General features: G+C 42.0%; 19 protein-coding genes and 1 pseudogene. 5 read left to right on the top strand and 15 right to left on the bottom strand.

The genetic code is table 11. The annotated features are described in order from the left end of the window. Nucleotides 1-76 precede the first annotated feature (76 nt). The 9 genes from ACVBIL_RS06010 to ACVBIL_RS05970 form a co-directional block, all read right to left on the bottom strand. Nucleotides 77-1,411, bottom strand: a complete 1,335-nt coding sequence (locus ACVBIL_RS06010) for an anti-phage deoxyguanosine triphosphatase (RefSeq protein ID WP_447166074.1) — start codon at nt 1,409-1,411, stop codon at nt 77-79. 20 nt (nt 1,412-1,431) lie between these two features. Continuing rightward, nucleotides 1,432-2,019, bottom strand: coding sequence for a 5'-deoxynucleotidase (yfbR, locus tag ACVBIL_RS06005; protein ID WP_447166073.1), 588 nt, complete (start codon nt 2,017-2,019; stop codon nt 1,432-1,434). A gap of 143 nt (nt 2,020-2,162) precedes the next feature. After that, nucleotides 2,163-3,377 (bottom strand): pyridoxal phosphate-dependent aminotransferase, encoded by a 1,215-nt coding sequence (locus ACVBIL_RS06000; RefSeq protein WP_447166072.1) that lies wholly within the window; start codon nt 3,375-3,377, stop codon nt 2,163-2,165. Between the two features lie 336 nt (nt 3,378-3,713). After that, nucleotides 3,714-4,274 (bottom strand): elongation factor P, encoded by a 561-nt coding sequence (gene efp / locus ACVBIL_RS05995; RefSeq protein ID WP_447166071.1) that lies wholly within the window; start codon nt 4,272-4,274, stop codon nt 3,714-3,716. A gap of 44 nt (nt 4,275-4,318) precedes the next feature. Further along, nucleotides 4,319-5,512: an elongation factor P maturation arginine rhamnosyltransferase EarP gene (earP, locus tag ACVBIL_RS05990; protein ID WP_447166070.1), complete on the bottom strand. Its 1,194-nt coding sequence runs from the start codon at nt 5,510-5,512 to the stop codon at nt 4,319-4,321. A gap of 146 nt (nt 5,513-5,658) precedes the next feature. Then, entirely contained in the window at nt 5,659-6,186 is a 528-nt protein-coding gene (gene fldA / locus ACVBIL_RS05985) for a flavodoxin FldA (RefSeq protein ID WP_447166069.1), read from the bottom strand. A gap of 56 nt (nt 6,187-6,242) precedes the next feature. Continuing rightward, nucleotides 6,243-6,515, bottom strand: a complete 273-nt coding sequence (ybfE, locus tag ACVBIL_RS05980; RefSeq protein WP_447166068.1) for a LexA regulated protein — start codon at nt 6,513-6,515, stop codon at nt 6,243-6,245. A gap of 11 nt (nt 6,516-6,526) precedes the next feature. Then, nucleotides 6,527-6,748, bottom strand: a complete 222-nt coding sequence (locus ACVBIL_RS05975; RefSeq protein ID WP_447166067.1) for a DUF2788 domain-containing protein — start codon at nt 6,746-6,748, stop codon at nt 6,527-6,529. A gap of 100 nt (nt 6,749-6,848) precedes the next feature. Beyond that, nucleotides 6,849-7,604, bottom strand: a complete 756-nt coding sequence (locus ACVBIL_RS05970) for an alpha/beta fold hydrolase (RefSeq protein WP_447166066.1) — start codon at nt 7,602-7,604, stop codon at nt 6,849-6,851. A gap of 276 nt (nt 7,605-7,880) precedes the next feature. Here ACVBIL_RS05970 and seqA point away from each other — a divergent pair, with 276 nt between their 5' ends. After that, complete coding sequence (gene seqA / locus ACVBIL_RS05965; RefSeq protein ID WP_447166065.1) at nt 7,881-8,432, top strand: replication initiation negative regulator SeqA; 552 nt, start codon at nt 7,881-7,883, stop codon at nt 8,430-8,432. Between the two features lie 76 nt (nt 8,433-8,508). After that, a complete protein-coding gene (gene pgm, locus ACVBIL_RS05960) occupies nt 8,509-10,149 on the top strand; it encodes a phosphoglucomutase (alpha-D-glucose-1,6-bisphosphate-dependent) (RefSeq protein ID WP_447166064.1) in 1,641 nt (546 codons plus the stop codon). Between the two features lie 1,472 nt (nt 10,150-11,621). Here the strand turns inward: pgm and ACVBIL_RS05955 are convergent. The 4 genes from ACVBIL_RS05955 to ACVBIL_RS05940 form a co-directional block, all read right to left on the bottom strand. Beyond that, the gene (locus ACVBIL_RS05955; RefSeq protein ID WP_447166063.1) at nt 11,622-11,951 is read right to left on the bottom strand and encodes a hypothetical protein; all 330 of its coding nucleotides are present in this window, start codon (nt 11,949-11,951) and stop codon (nt 11,622-11,624) included. Further along, nucleotides 11,930-12,520, bottom strand: a complete 591-nt coding sequence (locus ACVBIL_RS05950) for an RHS repeat-associated core domain-containing protein (protein WP_447166062.1) — start codon at nt 12,518-12,520, stop codon at nt 11,930-11,932. The genes ACVBIL_RS05955 and ACVBIL_RS05950 overlap by 22 nt, the downstream gene beginning before the upstream one ends. Before the next feature lie 693 nt (nt 12,521-13,213). After that, the gene (locus tag ACVBIL_RS05945) at nt 13,214-13,654 is read right to left on the bottom strand and encodes a hypothetical protein (RefSeq protein ID WP_447166061.1); all 441 of its coding nucleotides are present in this window, start codon (nt 13,652-13,654) and stop codon (nt 13,214-13,216) included. Nucleotide 13,655: 1 nt separating this feature from the next. Continuing rightward, nucleotides 13,656-13,991 (bottom strand): hypothetical protein, encoded by a 336-nt coding sequence (locus tag ACVBIL_RS05940; protein WP_447166060.1) that lies wholly within the window; start codon nt 13,989-13,991, stop codon nt 13,656-13,658. Between the two features lie 220 nt (nt 13,992-14,211). Between ACVBIL_RS05940 and ACVBIL_RS05935 the strand changes: the two are divergent. Together ACVBIL_RS05935 and ACVBIL_RS05930 are read left to right on the top strand one after the other, a co-directional pair. Continuing rightward, a pseudogene (locus ACVBIL_RS05935) lies at nt 14,212-14,541 on the top strand (transposase); the annotation flags it as partial. Nucleotides 14,542-14,622: 81 nt separating this feature from the next. Next, nucleotides 14,623-15,600, top strand: a complete 978-nt coding sequence (locus ACVBIL_RS05930) for a transposase (protein WP_447166059.1) — start codon at nt 14,623-14,625, stop codon at nt 15,598-15,600. Nucleotides 15,601-15,974: 374 nt separating this feature from the next. Here the strand turns inward: ACVBIL_RS05930 and ACVBIL_RS05925 are convergent, their stop codons facing one another. Next, nucleotides 15,975-16,838 carry a hypothetical protein gene (locus tag ACVBIL_RS05925; RefSeq protein ID WP_447166058.1) on the bottom strand — a complete coding sequence of 288 codons (864 nt, stop codon included), beginning with the start codon at nt 16,836-16,838 and terminating at the stop codon, nt 15,975-15,977. A gap of 1,069 nt (nt 16,839-17,907) precedes the next feature. Here ACVBIL_RS05925 and ACVBIL_RS05920 point away from each other — a divergent pair. Beyond that, a complete protein-coding gene (locus ACVBIL_RS05920) occupies nt 17,908-18,246 on the top strand; it encodes a cytosolic protein (protein ID WP_447166105.1) in 339 nt (112 codons plus the stop codon). Between the two features lie 405 nt (nt 18,247-18,651). On the opposite strand, the gene msrA is transcribed toward ACVBIL_RS05920, so the two are convergent. Continuing rightward, on the bottom strand, nt 18,652-19,131 hold the full coding sequence (gene msrA, locus ACVBIL_RS05915; RefSeq protein ID WP_447166057.1) for a peptide-methionine (S)-S-oxide reductase MsrA: 480 nt from the start codon (nt 19,129-19,131) through the stop codon (nt 18,652-18,654). Nucleotides 19,132-19,405: the final 274 nt, after the last annotated feature.

Below are 19,405 nucleotides of genomic sequence, written 5' to 3'. Positions count from 1 at the left end.
AAATGCAAAGGCACTCTTGATGAGTGCCTTTTTTGTTTTCAGCCGAGCGTGTGAGGTGAACGTAGACCGTTAAGGGCTAAAACTCGCAGTTAAGCTCCATCATAGAGCCTGATTTTGGGCTAAATAAATGCTGGTGCAACCTTGCGGCAAATTCATCTGTCATCCCCGAAATATAGTCAGCAATCACCCTGTGACTATTTTCGCCGCGGTTCTCGCTGGCAAGCCAACGGTCTTGAGTATTAAGGGGTAATAAACGTTCGGGATCAGAGATAAAGGCCTCAAACAGCTCCATCACGATCTGTTGTCCTTTATATTCGAGCATTTGGATCTCCGGCTTTCTGATCACGTATTTATAAACAAACTGCTTTAGCACGTTAAGCGCAGTATCGAAGGCAGGCTCCAATGCCGCATTATATTTTAATAATGGTTCATCAAAACCTTCGACTTCTTTGATTGATATCGCAGTGACAAAACCATTTACTAATGTACCAATAGCATCTTTACGTTGATGGTGTTTGGCGGAAAATAGCCGTTGGCTCATTGTGGCGAACTCTTTTTGTAGCCACTCATCTTCGCTGTTGCATAACACTTGCGTTACGTCACTGTCCCATTGTTGCTCGCTAACAATACCCATTACGATTGCATCTTCTAAATCATGTACCGCATAGGCGATATCGTCCGCAAGCTCCATGATTGAACAATCGAGTGACTTATACCGAGTACGTTTATGCTGGCCATTGGTAATGGTAATACTGGATAAAAATCGTTGTTTATCCAGATCAGAAAGCGGCGCCAATACCCAATCTAATATTTCAAGGTCATCATCAAAGATCCCTTTAACAGGTGGCCACTCAGAAGGTTTTAATTGCCTAAAATGCTCCACCTTGTCGCTATGTTGCTTACGGCATAACTGCGAATAGGGCGCTGGATACTTTAAGATCCCGAGTAAGGTTCTGCGGCACAAATTCATGCCGTAAAACTCGGTATAGGGTTCTAGACGGGTTAATATTCGAAAGGTTTGTCCATTGCCTTCAAATCCACCGTGGTCGCGCATCATATAGTTAAGCGCGACTTCACCGCCATGACCGAAAGGTGGATGGCCTATATCATGGGCTAAACACAAAGATTCTATTAGGCTCGCAGAGTCGAGAAGCGGGTTAAATTGTGGTTGCTTCTGCTTTAATTGCGCGCGAATACCTGTGCCTATTTGAGAGACTTCTAATGAATGGGTTAGCCGAGTACGATAAAAGTCATTCATGCCAACACCAAGCACTTGAGTTTTAGCCTGCAGTCGTCTGAACGCCGCTGAATGCAATATACGTGCACGGTCACGTTGATAAGGGCTTCGATGATCGTTGCGCCTTAGTTTATCTTCCCCTAAACGTCTTTCGTTCCACACAGCCTGTGTCATACACGTTCCCTTAATAAGTGTTAAAGCAGTTTGTTTATGTCATCAAGATCTAGGGTGAAGCTCGGGATAAAACATTCGATAAAATAATTAACCGCAGGATTAGGGTCATTGTTGAGACTTTGTTCTAACCGCTTTTGGGCGGTGTTGAATTCTGTATTACCAGCCCGCTTTTCTTCTAAGCATTTAAGGTAAGCGCACAGCGTATCGGCAGATTTTACCAGCGCCTTATATTGCGGATCAGCATACTCACTTGTAAGCAAGGCTTGATAGTCTGGTTTGAACTCTTCGGGAACCATCTCGAGTAAGCGCTGCTCGGCTATCGCTTCAATTTTCTTATATTCGGCTTCAATTTCTTTATTGAAATATTTAACGGGTGTCGGCAAGTCTCCCGTTAAAATTTCACTGGCATCATGAAATATGGCGATGGTAGCCACTCGGTACGGATCGTAATTGCCATCAAATTTTTTGTTGCTAATTAAAGCGAGTGAATGCGCAACCATAGCGACCTGAAGAGAGTGCTCTTGCACATTTTCAGTTCTAACATTGTACATGAGTGGCCAGCGTTGAATTAGTTTCATTCGAGCTAAGTGGGCAAATAAGTGGCTCATCGCATTCCTTCTAAGTGTGAAAACTTGAATGAATTCAGATTAGCATAGTTGGTATAATAAAAAACGACCCGTAGGTCGTTTTATCAGTCTAGCTAGTATAAATAATAATTTAATTAGCTAGTTAGTTCACTAATCTTGAGCGGCTATTGCTTATAGTTACCTAAGAAGTCACCGAACTCTGATAGTGCTTTAGTTAACTCTTCTTTATAAGGCAGGAACACAACGCGAACATGATCAGGTTCTGGATAGTTAAATGCTGAACCTTGTACCAGTAATATTTTGCGATCTTTAAGCAGGTCGAGCACTAAGCGCTCATCATCACGTAAGTTAAACTTCTTCTGATCTAATTTGGCGAAGGCGTACAGTGCACCTTTTGGTGTTTTAACGCTTACACCAGGGATCGAGTTTAGCATTTCAACACAGGCATCACGTTGAACGCGCAGACGCCCACCAGGTTGAACTAACTCTTGAATACTTTGATAGCCACCTAATGCCGTTTGAATAGCATGTTGGCTTGGCACGTTTGCGCACAGGCGCATAGATGCAAGCATATCTAGGCCTTCTATGTAGCTCTTAGCTGACTTTAAGTTACCCGTAAGCATCATCCAGCCTACGCGGAAGCCTGCTGCACGATATACTTTAGATAGACCGTTAAAGGTAACCGTTAGGATATCGTCCGATAGACTCGCTGCAGGAATATGAACGGCCTCATCGTACAAAATCTTATCGTAGATCTCATCGGCGAATAAAATCATATCGTTTTGGCGACAAAGTTCGATAACTTCAAGGATTAACTCCTTAGAGTAAACCGCGCCAGTTGGATTATTTGGGTTAATGAGCACAATACCACGGGTTCTTGGGGTGATTTTGCTCTTAATGTCTTCAAGATCGGGGAACCAATCTGATTCTTCGTCACAACGGTAGTGTTGTGCTTTACCACCTGATAGGTGTACTGCAGCTGTCCATAATGGATAGTCAGGAGAGGGCACTAACACCTCATCACCGCTATTAAGCAGGCCCTGCATCGCCATAACGATAAGTTCTGATACGCCATTACCAATATAGATATCTTCAATATCGACACCGAAAATACCTTGAGACTGGTAATGCTGCACAATGGCTTTACGAGCAGAGAACAGACCTTTGGACTCGCAGTATCCTTGAGCACTTGGCAGGTTCAGAATAACATCACGAACGATCTCTTCTGGGGCCTCAAATCCAAATGGGGCTGGGTTACCGATGTTAAGCTTTAGAATTCGATGACCTTCATCCTCTAGTCGACGGGCTTCTTTATGCACCGGACCGCGAATGTCATAACAAACAGAATCTAATTTATTGGATTTGATAATAGGGCGCATCTACACCTCGAAAATGCTGAAAATATGAGCCAAACAGACATTTGGCATCCTTGATGGCACAATAGCTAAAATTAAAGGATAAATAAAGGGGTAAATCACTAATTTAACGCACTTTAAAAGAGCATGATCTCAACTTGTGTCTCTGCACTTGCTGGTTTTGGTGTTTTACTCTGAACCGCGGCGATTAAATAGAGAAAGTGCAGCTTAGATTGATAGCGACACCATATAAAAAGCAATATGTAAAAATGTTAGCTAGATCTACCTTAGCGATTGTCAGGGTATTCGGGGCAATAAAAAAGCCAGCGTATACGCTGGCTTTTCAAAGCGTGTGTAAAATTAAACGCGCTTCTTGAACTCGTTAGTACGAGTATCAATTTCAATCATATCACCAGTCTTAACGAAATCAGCAACACTTAGTGTGCCGCCGCCAGTGATAGTCGCTGGCTTCATTACTTTACCTGAAGTATCACCACGAGCAGATGGCTCAGTGTAAGTGACTTCACGTACAACTGAAGTAGGTAGTTCAACTGAAATCGCTTTGCCTTCGTAGAAAGTTACCTGGCAATTCTCTTCCATACCGTCAACGATGTATGCAGACGCATCGCCTAGGTTCTCAGCTTCAACGTCATACTGGTTGTATTCTGCATCCATAAATACATACATAGGATCTGCAAAGTACGAATAAGTACAGTCAAGACGTTCAAGAATGATATCTTCCATCTTGTCGTCACCTTTGAAGGTGCTTTCAGTAGATGAGTCTTGTAGAACGTGCTTAAGTTTTAATTTAACGATAGCAGCGTTACGGCCAGAACGAGTTGTTTCAGTTTTTTGAACAACCCATGGGCTGCCATCTAACATGATCACGTTACCAGGACGGAGTTCATGAGCAGTTTTCATTACACTATTTCCTATTTTAGGTTTTTCTATTTAAACATAGTATCTTAGCTATTTTTGACGAATTGAACTAGTCGAGAAGCAAGATCTACGTCATTTATTACATCGATTGGCCATCGTTTTGCGTGTTGCAACAGTGGCAAATCAGCTAAATTAAGTTTCTGCCAATGAGCTGTGGTCTGCTCTTGCTGTTCTGTATTGAACGCAAGATTGAGCGCTTTCCAAGTTTCAGCTAATTCCGGCGGCAGATTATTACAGTAAAGCTGCATAAAGGCATCTAATTTTATTAGATGATAGTCATCTTCTTGTGCATAAATGTGCCAAATGAACGGTTTTGCAGCCCATTGGGCTCTCAAAAACGAATCTTCACCGCGAACAATATTAAAATCACAGCTCCATAATAACTTATCGTATCCCTCTTGATCTGTCATTGGCAATATATGGATGACTAAATTCCCCCGTTTTATCTGCATGCCTGCACTGAGTTCATCAATGGGGCAGGCGAGTAGCGATTGTAGGCTATTAAGGCTTCGCCCTTTGGGGAACAATGCATGAATGATTTGTTTGCTATGCTGCCAAGTTTCACAAAGCGCGAGTAATGCGCTTGATTCATAACTAAAAACGCTAATGACTTTGTCTTCAGTATTGATACCGCTAAGCCCGAGACTGGCAAATAGTGCCTGTCGATTTGTTTGGTCTTGCTGCCAAGCATCGCGCTTTTCAAACAGGCCATTCTCACAAATCAATCCACCCGTTTTTGCGATAAATCCCGGGAAATAAAAATATTTCTTTAATCCACTGGCTTGCATGGATGGCAATCCGTGGCAGCCCTCAACCCATGATTCAGCGCTGAGGTATTCAAGGTTCAGCCACACAGGTGGTTTTGGCGCATGAGGGTTGAGTTTCACGGCGTGTTGCATTGAGATCAAGCTGTTTTTAACCTGCTCAGGCAATTCACAGGCAAACGCTTCAATCAGCACATTACCAGCCTGGTAACTAACAGCTAACGGCTCTGACCATTGATTGATGGTGACACCAAAATGGACTTGGCTAATAAGATTTGGGTCCAACGCGGGTAATATGTGAGAAAAGCTTTTTAAATCATCCACCCATAGGGTAATGATAATAGATTTCTCAGCAGACAGTTGCTTAGCTAGCCGCCATGTGACGCCTATATCACCATAATTATCAACGACTGCACAAAATATATCCCAACATTGTGGGCTATTTCTACTTGCCATATTACAAAAACTCTCGGTATCGTCTCAATATGAGGGGGGAATCAAGCGATAGATTGGCCAAATTAATCAGACAAAAAAGCGGCATATTAATATGCCGCTTTTAAAGTGAATGCAAAAAGTAAATAATTACTCAATATCGCTATTCTTTAGTCTTCTAGCTCAGCTAAACACATCTCTTCGTAGATCTGCTTAACCCAAGCGTCAACACGCTCTTCTGTTAGTTCAGGTTGACGATCTTCGTCGATACCTAGACCAACAAAGTGCTTGTCGTCAGCTAAACCTTTAGATTCTTCGAAATCATAGCCTTCTGTTGGCCAGTGACCAATAACGATGGCGCCGCGAGCTTCAACGATTTCGTTGACCATGCCCATTGCGTCAAGGAAGTACTCTGCGTAATCTTCCTGATCGCCACAACCAAAGATTGCGACTAATTTGTCTTCGAAGTTGATTTGCTCAAGTTCAGGGAAGAAATCATCCCAGTCACATTGTGCTTCACCATAGTACCAAGTTGGAATGCCGAAAATAAGCAGATCGTAATCTGCAATTTGTTCCTTGGTACTTTTGGCAATATCTTTTACCTCAACCATTTGTTTACCCAATTTTTTCTGGATAATTTTGGCTACGGCTTCGGTGTTGCCTGTATCAGACCCGAAAAAAAGACCTACAGTTGCCATTGTTGTTCCTTTAATATCTAGTTAACTATTAATGGTATGCGTGCATAAAAAGTGGGTTAGTCACTAACCTTCTTTTGTAGTATAGATTCGATTAGTTGGCTGCGGCTGATATTACTGGCCATAGCTTGTTCATTCAAGGCGTCATACAAATCTTGTGACACCTTTAACTCTATTCGTTTTAATCCGTTCGCTCGATCACGCTGTATTTGGTTTCTTTTATTAATTTTGAGCTGTTGGTCCCGAGGCAAAGGATTGCTTCGAGGCCGACCACGTCGCTTTTCTGTTGCAAACAGATCAATGGTGGTTCTATCTGATGTTTCTTTTGCCATTGAGTTCGTATTTACCCGATCCCTGAGCTTTCCCAGGTAACCTGTATAATCCCTTTTGCAATAAACCCGGCGCAGCCGAGAAATAAAACTAGCCATACAATGTTTCGCCCAAACGTTGGCACATTACCTTGTTTGAGTACATCTCTTATGGCCATACCAATAAAAAAGAAAATGGCTGCAAAAAACAGGTTTAAGCCGAGTGCTTCAATCTGCTCCATATATTGCATTAACATTCGCCATTCCTTTCTAGGCTAAAAAAAGTTGCGCGAATATACCATATAAGTTTTCGAGCGGCTATATGCATTACAGCTTTCTGCGCTGAAAACTCGCGGATTAAGCTGTAATGAAATCTTTAACTATACGGTTAAAAATGTTGGCTTTTTGAGCATGTAGCCAATGGCCCGTACCAGCAATTGTTTTTGCTTTTACTGTTGGAAACTGAGTCATAATCGCTTGTCTATATTCCGCCGTTACATAATCAGAATCGCCGCCACGAATAAATAAGCATGGGCCGGTATAGCTGCGATTAAATTGAGGCCAATCAATAATATCAGCGTAACTCGCTTTAAGACCGGCCAGGTTCATTTTCCAAGCAAAACCTTGTTCTGTACGGGTGAGGGATTTTAATAAAAACTGCGCCGTACCGTCATCAATATCCCAAAACTGCATATGAGACAGCGCCTGACGGCGATCGATAATATTTGCTAATGGCATAGCTTCTAACGCGGCAAAAACCTTATCGTGACGACTTTGGTAAGTAACCGGTGCAATATCTGCAACCACCAATTGGCTGACAAGTTCTGGGTAACAAAGGGCGGTCGCCATAGCAATTTTTCCGCCCATGGAATGGCCAATAAGGATTGCTGTTTCGCAGCCAAGCTCTTCAATGAACTTCGCCATGTTATCTGCCAGTGTTTGATAATCCATACTCGCAACTTGAGGGCTGCTTCCATGATTTAATACATCGACACGGACCACGGTAAAGCGGTCTTCAAGCGATTTCGATAGCAGTTTAAGATTATCCGAATCACCAAATAAACCATGGATAAGAATTACTACAGGGCCTTGGCCACTTGTCACAAAATGCATTTTTTTTGCCGGTTACGTGGAACGTGTGGCGCAGATTGTGCCTTGGTTTACGATAAATTCCAACAATGGCCAGCTAACGGGCGTCTTGTTGCTGTAAAAGTAATCAGAGTTTGTTTAGTAAATAAGATCTTTCTTCTCTGGATCGCAGTTTTCATTTATTGACGCTTTATCAAGACTCTAAACCTCGCTACACTGAGCAGATCATTCGGGACAGTTATGCGATCTTTTGCATTTGAGAACACCGAACCGCTTTTCTACTTAAGGAAGATAATCGTTATGAAGTATATCGAAGTTGATGAAGAGCTTTATCGACACATCGCCAGCAAAACTGAACATATTGGTGAGAGTGCTTCGGATATTTTGCGCCGTATATTAGGGTTAGACGTTGACTCAGTGGTTCATCATGAACCAGAAGAGATCAGTTACCCAAGTCTTGAGAAATCTTCTCCTAAGGTCGAGAAAAAAGTAGCTAAAACGGCGGTAAAGCCTGTTTCTGAGTTTAGTTCTTTATTAAAAGCCGATGAGCTTGCCGCTCAAAAGGGTGCTGTAGGGCGTTTCCTATTTATTCTTGATACTGTTTATAGGGCTTCTACAGAGCAATTTGAGCAAGTGTTACAGGTCCAAGGTCGTGATCGCTTGTATTTCGCAACATCGAAAGAGGCTTTGTTAAAGGCCAGTAAATCGGCGAATCCAAAAGAAATTGGTCAAAGTGGTTTCTGGGTAACAACAAACAACAATACGGCGAAGAAACGCACCATACTGTCGGAAGTATTGATGCAGTTCGGTACTGACGAAGAGCAAGTTGCTCAAATTATAGAAAAAATTTAACGTCATCAAGCGTTAATGTAAAACGTATAAACTTGCTGTGGCAACATATAAATACGGTAAATAAAGGAGAGGGTACTTGGCTATACACAAGAGAGCAGGATTGATTGCTGAGCAAAAGGATTTGGTCAATATCCCCAAACTCGTTAGCCTATATTATAGCTTAACGCCTGATGTGAATAATGTGGCTCAAAAAGTCACATTTGGGACCTCGGGTCATCGTGGCAGTGCGATGCAAAAAAGCTTTAATGAAGCACATATTATTGCGATTACTCAAGCGGTTGCTGATTATCGTAAGCAAGCCAACATCACAGGTAAACTGATATTAGGCATCGATACTCATGCACTATCACAACCTGCAGCCTTGTCGGTTATTGAAGTGCTAACCGCTAACCAAATCAATGTTGTTGTGCATAAAAATGATGGTTATACACCGACCCCTGTGATATCTCATGCCATAATTTGTGCAAACAAACAGCAAGATGACGGCCTAGTCGACGGCTTGATTGTTACACCTTCACATAATCCGCCTCAAGATGGCGGGATTAAATATAATCCACCCCATGGTGGTCCTGCAGAAGGCGAGATCACTAGCTGGATTGAAGACCGCGCCAATGAATATCTTGCTAAACAGCTCAAGGGTGTAAAGCGCACGCCATACAGCGAAGCGCTTGATAGCGGCTATGTAATAGAAGCCGACCTGATCACGCCTTATGTTAAAGAGTTAAGTAACGTTATTAATATGCAAGCGATTGCCGATGCCAAAATTCGGTTGGGCGTTGACCCGCTTGGTGGCTCCGGGATCCATTATTGGTCACCGATTGCTAAGCATTACGGCATCGATATAACGGTACTTAACCAAAAAGTTGATCCAAGTTTCAGTTTTATGCCGCTGGATAAAGATGGCAAGATCCGCATGGATTGTTCGTCACCTTATGCAATGGCTGGTTTATTAGCACATAAAGATAATTTTGACCTTTGTTTGGGGAATGATCCTGATTTTGACCGTCATGGTATTGTCTGTCCGGGTAGTGGATTGATGAACCCAAATCATTTTCTTGCTGTCGCTATCGATTATTTAGTGACACATCGTCCACAATGGACTGAGCAGATGGTGATTGGTAAAACACTGGTATCGAGCGCAATGATCGATAAAGTCTGTGCGATGCATAATAAGCCGATGTCAGAAGTACCGGTGGGCTTTAAGTGGTTCGTTGAGGGCCTTGCCAACAGTGAATTTGCCTTTGGCGGTGAAGAAAGCGCTGGAGCGGCCTTTTTAAGAACTGATGGCAGCACTTGGTGTACAGACAAAGATGGCTTTATTTTATGTTTACTTGCCGCAGAAATGCTTGCTGTGACGGGTAAAACACCACAGCAGCGGTACGATGAACTAGAAGCTCAATTTGGTAAGAGTTTTTATCAACGAATTGATAGCCCTGTAAGCCTAGAAGACAAAGCTAAGTTTTCGAAGATCTCAGCAGATGCGATTGTAGCAAGTACCCTTGCGGGCGACCCTATATTGCAAAAGCTGACTCATGCTCCAGGTAATGGCGCTGCTATTGGTGGCATTAAAGTGGTGACTGAAAAAGGTTGGTTCGCAGCCCGTCCATCAGGTACAGAGGCCTTGTTTAAGCTTTATGGCGAAAGCTTTGTAAGCCAAGCGCATCTTAGCCTGTTACTTGAAGATGCCCAGCAGATTGTGGCCGCTGCATTAAGATAAATGGATCGTTTGTTATTAGAGGCAAGCATCAAACACAGTAGGTAGCTTTGATAGCTTGAGCATATAGCTTGAAATCCTTGGTGCATAAGGGATTGCAAAATCCACTGTCCACATATCGCAACTGTTAGCACATCACAACAAAAAGCCCCAAAATTGGGGCTTTTTCATCAGATTTATAGCCTGTTGCTGAATGTGCAAACACTTCAGTGACACGGTGAGTAAAGCGAAGCTTTGGGTTACGAACGAGAAGCATGGATGCTGAACTGGCCATTAGATATGGATATCGTTGCAAGCACATCTGATCTGAATTGTCCCTATAGCCTCTAAAGGCGGAATCAATCAAACTTCGTTTGATAAAGGTCGTGAGCTTCCAGCTCACACTCGGGCAAGGAGGACTGCTCGTCCTTATCCTCCTTGCATCCACCATGACGCCCCGACGAAGTTACATGCATTAGATACGGGCCTCATACTTATTCGAAATAGTCTAACGCTTCCGATGGGACATCCTGTCCCGCGAAAGCTATGCCCACATCCGTGTGGGCATTACGACAATTTCTTCAACGTACTTCGGCAACTTCGATGGGGAAAAGGTGTTATTCGTAAGGAGTATAGAAATACTAGATTACCTCTTTCTCTAAAAACCTAGTATGAATGCTCTAAACGGTAAATGGACAAAAGCTATTCACCACGGCGAATATGGCGAAGCATGTGCTAATAAGCGAGAGCTAGGGATAGCGAACTGGCCGTTAAACACGGATGTTATTGGGACACGGAGCGCTACGCTACACGAAGAAAAGCAACAGCTAGAACAAAAGCAACAGTAAAAGGCTCGTCATCAAACATTTTAATCTTTTGCTCTACGATCTTCTCCGTGACCTCCGTGAAAGCGAAGCGCTTCGTGGTGAGATTCGTGCTTTGAAAGAGTTATGCCTGTTCTAGATTTTCTGTTTCATTAGATTTATAGCCTGTTGCTGAATGTGCGAACACTTCAGTGACTCGGCGCGGCTGAAGTGTCCCTATAGCCTCTACGACAGCTTCCCTGCTGCCGAAGGTCACTGCCGTATTCACATCTCAGCATTCATCTCTCCGAATTAGCTACTTCAGATGTTACAAACTCATTTCTGGACAAAAGCTATTCACCACGAAGGACACGGAGCGCTACGCTACACGAAGAAAAGCAACTGCTAGAACAATAACAACAGTAAAAGACTGGCATCCAACATTTAGATCTTTTTCTTTACGCTCTTCTCCGTGACCTCTGTGAAAGCGAAGCGCTTCGTGGTGAGATTAGTGCACGCCATAATCGCTTGGTGATCACAGATACTTTCAGCGTTCGCTAACTCGTTTCTGGACAAAATCAAGTTAGAGTATCTACTTAATTCGATAAAAAACGAATTAATTTAAGTATAAAACAACACTGGCAGTATGGACTAGATTACAGGCCAGATTATCTGATGCCACATCAATTCCTATTATCTGCGCTTTTCCTCATCTTTTAGGATCTGGCACTTAAGCTCACCTATTTGATATAACTGATACACAAAAAAAGTTGGCATCAACAATGTCGATAAAAATGCTAAGATCATCATTAATGCAACTAATTTTGCCTTAATTCCAGTATGAATTACTTTATCTTTTGGGATTGAAAATTCTTTAAATGGCCAAGCTGATTTTATTAAAGATAGAATTTTAAATGCGATAAACCATAAGAACACAGTTAAAAAGGCATAGAGTAAAACTTCATAATTAGATAATGCACTGCAGGCATTATGAATGTTATTCATAATGAAGGTACCAGCCATAATAGCCCGCATCCTGCTTCGCCTATCAAATGACCAGTAACCTGCCCAGCAGTGTTGTTTTCAGTTCCATAACTGAAGACCAGTTTTCTTTTTTGAGCATTAAGCTTGCTTAACATTTCAGCTAGTTTTTCCCTTCTCTTGATATCTTTTACATCACAAGCTGTGATTTCAGTATTTACCATATTTATTTGTTCATTTAACGGTTCTAATAGATCACCAAGTTGACTATTTGATCTATACCAACTAACCAAGCCTGAACCAGCCACAATCACAGTGCAGCTTCCTCCCAAGATGGCCGACTGCCCATTCGGGTCAATAAATCCAACTGGATTTCCATCAACATACTCATAAGTATTAAGCCCAGTCGCTAAACCAATCGGATCTTTGGTTAACCAGCGACCTATACTTGGATCATAGTCTCTGGCTCCAAAGCGAGTAATACCGAGGTTTTGGTCATACAAGCCACCCGCAAACCCGAATGGTTGAAATGCCGGGTTGGTATCATTAAGGGTATTACCGAAGCTATCGTAATCTATCCTTTGTGCTATCGTCCCTGTCGCAGTATCCACTACCAACCTGACACTGCCTAAGTGATCTGAAGTGATGCGATAGATCTTGCCAGCTTTTGTCATGTAATTCGATCGGCTCCCTAAATAGACTATTAAAGAGCTGAACTCTCACTATCTTACATTTTTGTAGAGGCGCATTAGCTCCTATCGCTGTGCCATCAAATACAAAGACAATACAAACAATATAAATAAGCTAGCGAAGCAACTGAAATAAATGAGCTCAATTATTCTATTGTAAGACAGTAGTTTGATAGTTTTCTCATCTTCAACACCTTTCCAAAGATGGGGAGTTACGAAAAATTTTCCCAATTTTGCTGAAGATTGAATACTACGATTAAATATACCGGAATTTGAAAAGTACTCATCAAAAACCCGTGACTCATTGTGTTGCATTCTGGTTTTAATCTTTTTTCTGAGCGTTTGTACTAACACGGCCAAAAGAATCAGCATTAAGAGTAGTACTCCAATCACAAGCTCGAGTATTCCAATTAAAAATTCAATGTTCTCCATTATGACTCCCGCTAGTCTTCACAAGGTTTGCAGAAGTCAAAAGGGAATATTGACATTGTACCGCCCATCGTATTCCCCTTCGCCTGTAACCAACATCACTTGCGAAAACACCGTGAAACTTCCTAAATACCACTTCTTCCCGGGTTGCAGGTACTTTTATTATGACTCACTGAACCTGTTTGCTTATTTCCAATGATTTTTCCAATACACTTTAACCCTCTCTAATTTAACATTGGTAGAGATAGTGAGTTTATTGAACTTTAGGCCACGCGCTAACTCCCCGTTAGCATTAAAAAGAAGCAACCTTGCTTCCCCCCCACCAATAGAGGAATTACCTGTGTAATTCAACTTTACCTCCCTATTACTTTCGGTTCTAAGTGTTACTTCAATGGAATCAGCAGGAAACATTTCAGAAATCCAACCTCTAACTTCAATTAAATCACCTTCGCTGAAAGAAGGAAGCGATTCGGTTACATCAACCTGAACATTAGCCCCTGTGGTAATCGCGCTTAAAGGTTCATTTAACTCAATAACAAACTCGTAATCACCCGGGTTGATATTTACATAATCAGGCGTCAACAAAATCATTTTTGAAAAAAACAACATCAAGAAAAAATCAAACATTTTATTGGCTCTCTTTATATATTTCGCTCGCTCTATCTAAAACGTCATCGACCCAAGTTTGGCAATTCCGAGCTCCAAATAGATGTGGAGTAGTCAGCGGATAAGCATACACGTTATACATTGGCTCACCTATTTCACCGGCTGCTTTTCTTACAGCATTATCAAATACCTCACTTTCAGATATCACTTGGCATAGGCCATTGTCTAGGGATTCATTATCAGCAACCTTTCCCTGGCTCAGCAACATATTTCCTTCAGGTCCAAAACTAAATATTTCATCATCAACAATTAAATAATCATGCCTTAAAAGATTACCCGAAGGCTCCACTGCCGGCATAGTATTGTCTCCTAACCCCCTAGCACAGCGCTTTGTTATTAGTCCACTAGGGTCTACCCAATTGACAGGATCCCCCCGAACATACCCATAAATATTAAACCCTCCCGCTATGAAAATAAAGCAGGCCACCCACTGAAAATAAAGCAGGCCACCCACAATAAATGGTGCATTTTTCCTCCTCCAACTAAGCTTTGGTTATTGGTAGAACTAGGAGATTAATATGCCCCGCGCTAGACGTACTCAAATAAGTGTTGAAGACACGCCTTTTTATCACGCAGTTTCAAGGTGCGTACGCAAGGCCTGGCTTACAGGCGTTGATTCAGCGACCGGAAGGTCCTATGAACACCGACGAGAATGGGTTGAATCTCAGTTACTTAAGTTAGGTGAAGTCTTTGCTATAGATATAGCTGCTTATGCAGTGATGAGCAATCACCTGCATCTGGTGCTTCGAATAGATATTGAGTTAGCCAATAGTTGGAGTGATAGGGAGGTGGTAGAGCAATGGCATCAACTGTTTAATGGCACTGAGCAGACACAAAGGTTTGCCAAATAAAGCAGGCCACCCACAATAAATGGTGCATTTTTCCTCCTCCAACTAAGCTTTGGTTATTGGTAGAAGTAGGAGATTAATATGCCCCGCGCTAGACGTACTCAAATAAGTGTTGAAGACACGCCTTTTTATCACGCTGTTTCAAGGTGCGTGCGCAAGGCCTGGCTTACAGGCGTTGATTCAGCGACCGGAAGGTCCTATGAACATCGACGAGAATGGGTTGAATCTCAGTTACTTAAGTTAGGTGAAGTCTTTGCTATAGATATAGCTGCTTATGCAGTGATGAGCAATCACCTGCATCTGGTGCTTCGAATAGATATTGAGTTAGCCAATAGTTGGAGCGATAGGGAGGTGGTAGAGCAATGGCATCAACTGTTTAATGGCACAGAGCAGACACAAAGGTTTGCAAAAGGTGAATTAGTAGAAGAGCGAAACTTGGCACCGCTGAGGCATTCAATTGCTCAATATCGAAGTCGCTTGAGCGATATTTCTTGGTTTATGAGGTGCTTAAACGAACCCATTGCTCGAATGGCAAATAAGGAAGACAAGTGTACAGGCCGATTCTGGGAGGGGAGGTTTAAGTCTCAGGCTTTGCTTGATGAAGCTGCAGTTTTGGCCTGTATGGCCTATGTTGATTTAAACCCTGTTCGAGCGAAAATGGCGCAGACACCTGAGCAGTCAGATTACACCAGTATTCAAGCTCGCATAAAGGCCGCACTTAAAGGTGAGCAACCTCAGCCCTTGCTGAGTTTCGTTGGTAATGAAAAGCTAAACCAGCCTAAAGGGATTAACTTTGCCCTAAAAGACTATCTACAGCTAGTTGATGAAACGGGGCGGGTCATCCGTGATGATAAAAGAGGCTCTATATCTTCAAGTTCAGCTAAGATATTAACAAGGCTCAATATCTCATCGGAAAACTGGATAAAACTCGCCACAGAATTTGGTAAAATATTTCACGGTCCTGTGGGTAATACTCAAGAGTTAACCACCTTTTGTGAGCATCTTCAAAAGCGTAGGCGGCACTTTGCCAAGTGTTGCAAGTATCTAGAAGCTGGCTGACAACAAACTTAGCTAAACCTCCTTACCTTTAAAAGCTATTTTCACACTGCCCAATCCTCTTTAATAGCTTGAGTTCACCAGCCTTGCCTGAAATCCGTCTTTCTCCCTAGAAATAGCCAAATTAACTGGTCGTAAGCAGATTAAGTGACACTAGTATCTCCGAGTTGACCACTTAACTGGCTGTCTATGTTGAAAGCTTATCAAGGTAGCGCTATGTTATTGATTTATTGTGGGTGGCTATATAAATTTGCCGACCTAAACCAGCGTGAGCTCTCACGCCGCTACTTACTATATAAAGGTATCACTTCCTACAAACCCGGGCTTGTTCAACACTCGGGATAAGGACGCGGCTACGCGCGGCCTATCCTTATTCGTTATACCGCTGATTCACGGCTATCTAGTTGAAATGCCATAATAGAGTTACTAATTGTGTCTTTAGATTTAAATTCAGGTACGCACGAAAATCTAAGCCACTCATTTATTAGCAGATGATTTCCACGAAACTTTATAAAAGATTGAATTTTGGCGTAACGTTGCAATTGCTTAGAGTCAGTGTAAATACGAACCAATGTAAAAGCTTTTTCATAAGATAAAAAGTAATAGAAACAATATGTATAAGGCAGTAAACCAACAGAAAGCAACATTGGTACAAGAAAGTCTCTAAATGTATTAAGGCTAAAAAATTTACCATTGTTCTCTATGGCATAAAAAATAGAATCCGCTACAAGGTAAAAACCTATTATGTTAATAGTAATACCAACAAGTTTATGCACTTGTGCGTGTGATGGTTCTCTTTCTGACACAACACTAATACAGGCTAAAAGTGTTAGACAAGCAACTAATACAAGCTCTACAAAATAATTATAAGAATGAAATGCGACCAAGAACTGAACAAATACAATTAATTTTAGTTGGCTGTTTAGGCTCGTTCTCAAATATTGTTTTGGATTATCTATATTTGTAGTATTCAGTAGTTGAGAGCCACCAATAAAGAAAAGCCATATTAAAGTATTTTTTAATTGTCCTTGATTCAAAATGCCACTCCACTCCAGAAGTAACACTAAGCCTATTGTATATATGACAAATAGGCTTAGATGAATAACTATACTTTTTTGGAAGAAAGCAGATATCACATTAACTAAAGACGATCTGACACTTTCACTACGCATTGAGAAAAGAATAAAAACACAAAAAAGTGTGGTTGAAGCAAGCTCTCTATTATTGAATACTGCTAGCATATTTGCTCCGAATCCTTTCTGCGGTATAACGTCTTAGTATTTGTACGTTGCGCTGTTTGCAGGGCACAAATCGCTTGTTGGACTTGGCCACTGCCACATCCAGATTAGCTGGTACACTATCATGCGATAGGGATTTGCTTTTTTTGATGCTGGGACTGGGCTGTAGAGCAGGTCGACAACTGATATCGAGTAGATTGTAAGCTTTTCATTCAAATTCCTTTCTCATACTTGTGTTCCTTCACATATCTTTAAGTCTAACTGATTCAAAGTCGGTTAGACACTCAATTGAAGCTTATTTAGGCTCCGCGCAGCGGCATAGTTCAACATTTGTATTTGTGCGCATGTGCGTTTATTTGGCAAAACGCGCATGCACATTTAATAAACCTATTATTTAAAGCTTACTAAAGTAAAGCTATTGATTTATAAGCACTCTATCAGAGAGGCACTGAATAAACGAGCACGGCAAATTGCAAAGTGAGCATTGATATTGATGTCTTATCTAAAGATTTAGTAACAGTCACTTATCGATTAGCAAAAGTAGGTCAACTATCTTGCTACTGTTCTGTGCCGCTTATCGCCTGAAACTGGTTTTGGGGCATTTCCAAGCTAGCAATCAAACCTGCACGGCCCAAATGAAGGCACCAATTATCCGGTGTAGATACGGCCGTGACCGTCCATGTTTTGGTGAGAGGTAACGGAGTTATCAAGTTTTCGAACGAGAGGCAGGATGCCGAACTGGCTTTTTAGCAGGGATGCTATTCGTCATGGCCGAGCTTCCAAGGATGGACTTGCAGCGTGTCACGGCTGTGTCTGCACATGCGCCCGCTGCAGGCGATTGATAACTCTAAAGCGACTATTTCAAATTAGCAGCCCTGTAGCCACAGCTCAGACAAAAATGTAATGACCCTTCATTTGAAGGTAAACTCATTTTGGGGAAAAAGCGTGTTTCAACTTGGCCTAGTGAATGTCCGGAAATGGCACAAAATTACCGCCTTTAGCAACTAAATCTCTACTACGTTCTGCCGCTGATAGTGATAGAATCTCCGCATCAGAATTACCGAGAAACTCTATGTATATCCATCATGTTAACGGCATCGACTGGCTGGTGATTACAGCTTTTGAAGAACTGAAAACGTTATTTATCGAAGAAGCCGGTGCGCTCACCTTTTGCTTATCTACCGCCAGCGAATTGAACCTGATTGATCAAGCCAAGCGCACTTATGGATATTTGCCTACACTCAGCGGCGTAATCACCGATACCGGCACATTTCAAAGTCAGGATAACGAAGAAGATTTGAACCCACAGCTTGCCTGCCTAGTTGAGGGGCGTGGTCGGGTATTTATCTATCACGGCGGCTTTGTGGCTTTTGTGGATGACGAGCAAACCTTTATTACCCAAATGGACTGAAAATGATTCAGTAAGTTGAAATCGGCGAATTGGCATCCTTAGCAATTCACCACAGAGGACACGGAGAAGAGCCACTGCTTAGGCCAGTTAAGCTCTTCATCTTTATCTGCGTGCATTTGGTGAAAGCGCAGCGCTTGTGGTGACATCCGCGCTTTAGAATATCCTATTTACTCAAATTGAATAATGATAACTCTTGTGATCATTTTTTAATGGGTAAGGGGGGCAGGTCCACCCTTGTTCAAAGTAGAAGTGCACCTATCATTAGCTGACATGGCTAAAGTGGATAAACAGGTAAATGTCGTTCCTGTTACAGTCATGAGTTTCATTATGGAACCTTGAGTGCCTTTTTGTTGCCCTTAAATAATTGAGTAAGGAATATCAATTATGACGAGCTGTTTACCGGTATTAATAACTGATATGACAGCTAGGCAGTTCGTTCTTGGCTAAATAATCTTGATGGTATTCTTCTGCCTGATGAAACTGCTGGCAAGGGACGATTTCGGTAACAATTTGTCTTGCCCCCCATTTTTGGCTTTTTATTAACGCGAGTTTTGACGTTTCAGCCTGCTTTTTTTGCAGCTTGTCGTGGAAAAAAACAGTGCTTCTATACTGGTTCCCAATGTCGCCACCTTGTTGGTTTAGGCTTGTCGGGTTATGGTTTTGCCAAAATACATTGAGTAATTCGTCAAAAGTGACGATTCCTGCATCGTATTGGACTTGCACCACTTCAGCATGACCTGTAGAACCGGTTTTGACATCTTGGTAGCGTGTATAGCCGTCCTTACCGCCCATATAGCCACAAGTACAATCGATGACACCTTCGACTTCTCTAAAGAAATATTCAACTCCCCAAAAGCAACCCGCACCGAATGTAGCCACTGCCATAATTTTCCCCTTACATCTAATTCTTAATTTAGAAACGTATACTGTAGCCGTTTGGATGGCTAGATGTCTTTATCTTGTTTTATTTTTTTTACTTATGCAAGCATAAAATTTACTGGCTGGTTATTTGTTGAACTAATGCATCAAATTCTGTACCCGAGTAGGCTGCTAATTATGCTACTATCCGTGGCAGAATTAGTTGAGATCGCCATAGAAACAGTTGCTTGTAGTATGAATTGTTTTTACCGATATAAAGCTGACGTACCAATAATAAGGA

The organism is Shewanella sp. 125m-7, from assembly GCF_052977045.1.
The sequence above is the reverse complement of the archived record's forward strand: the minus strand, read 5'-3'. Positions and strand labels throughout refer to the sequence as shown.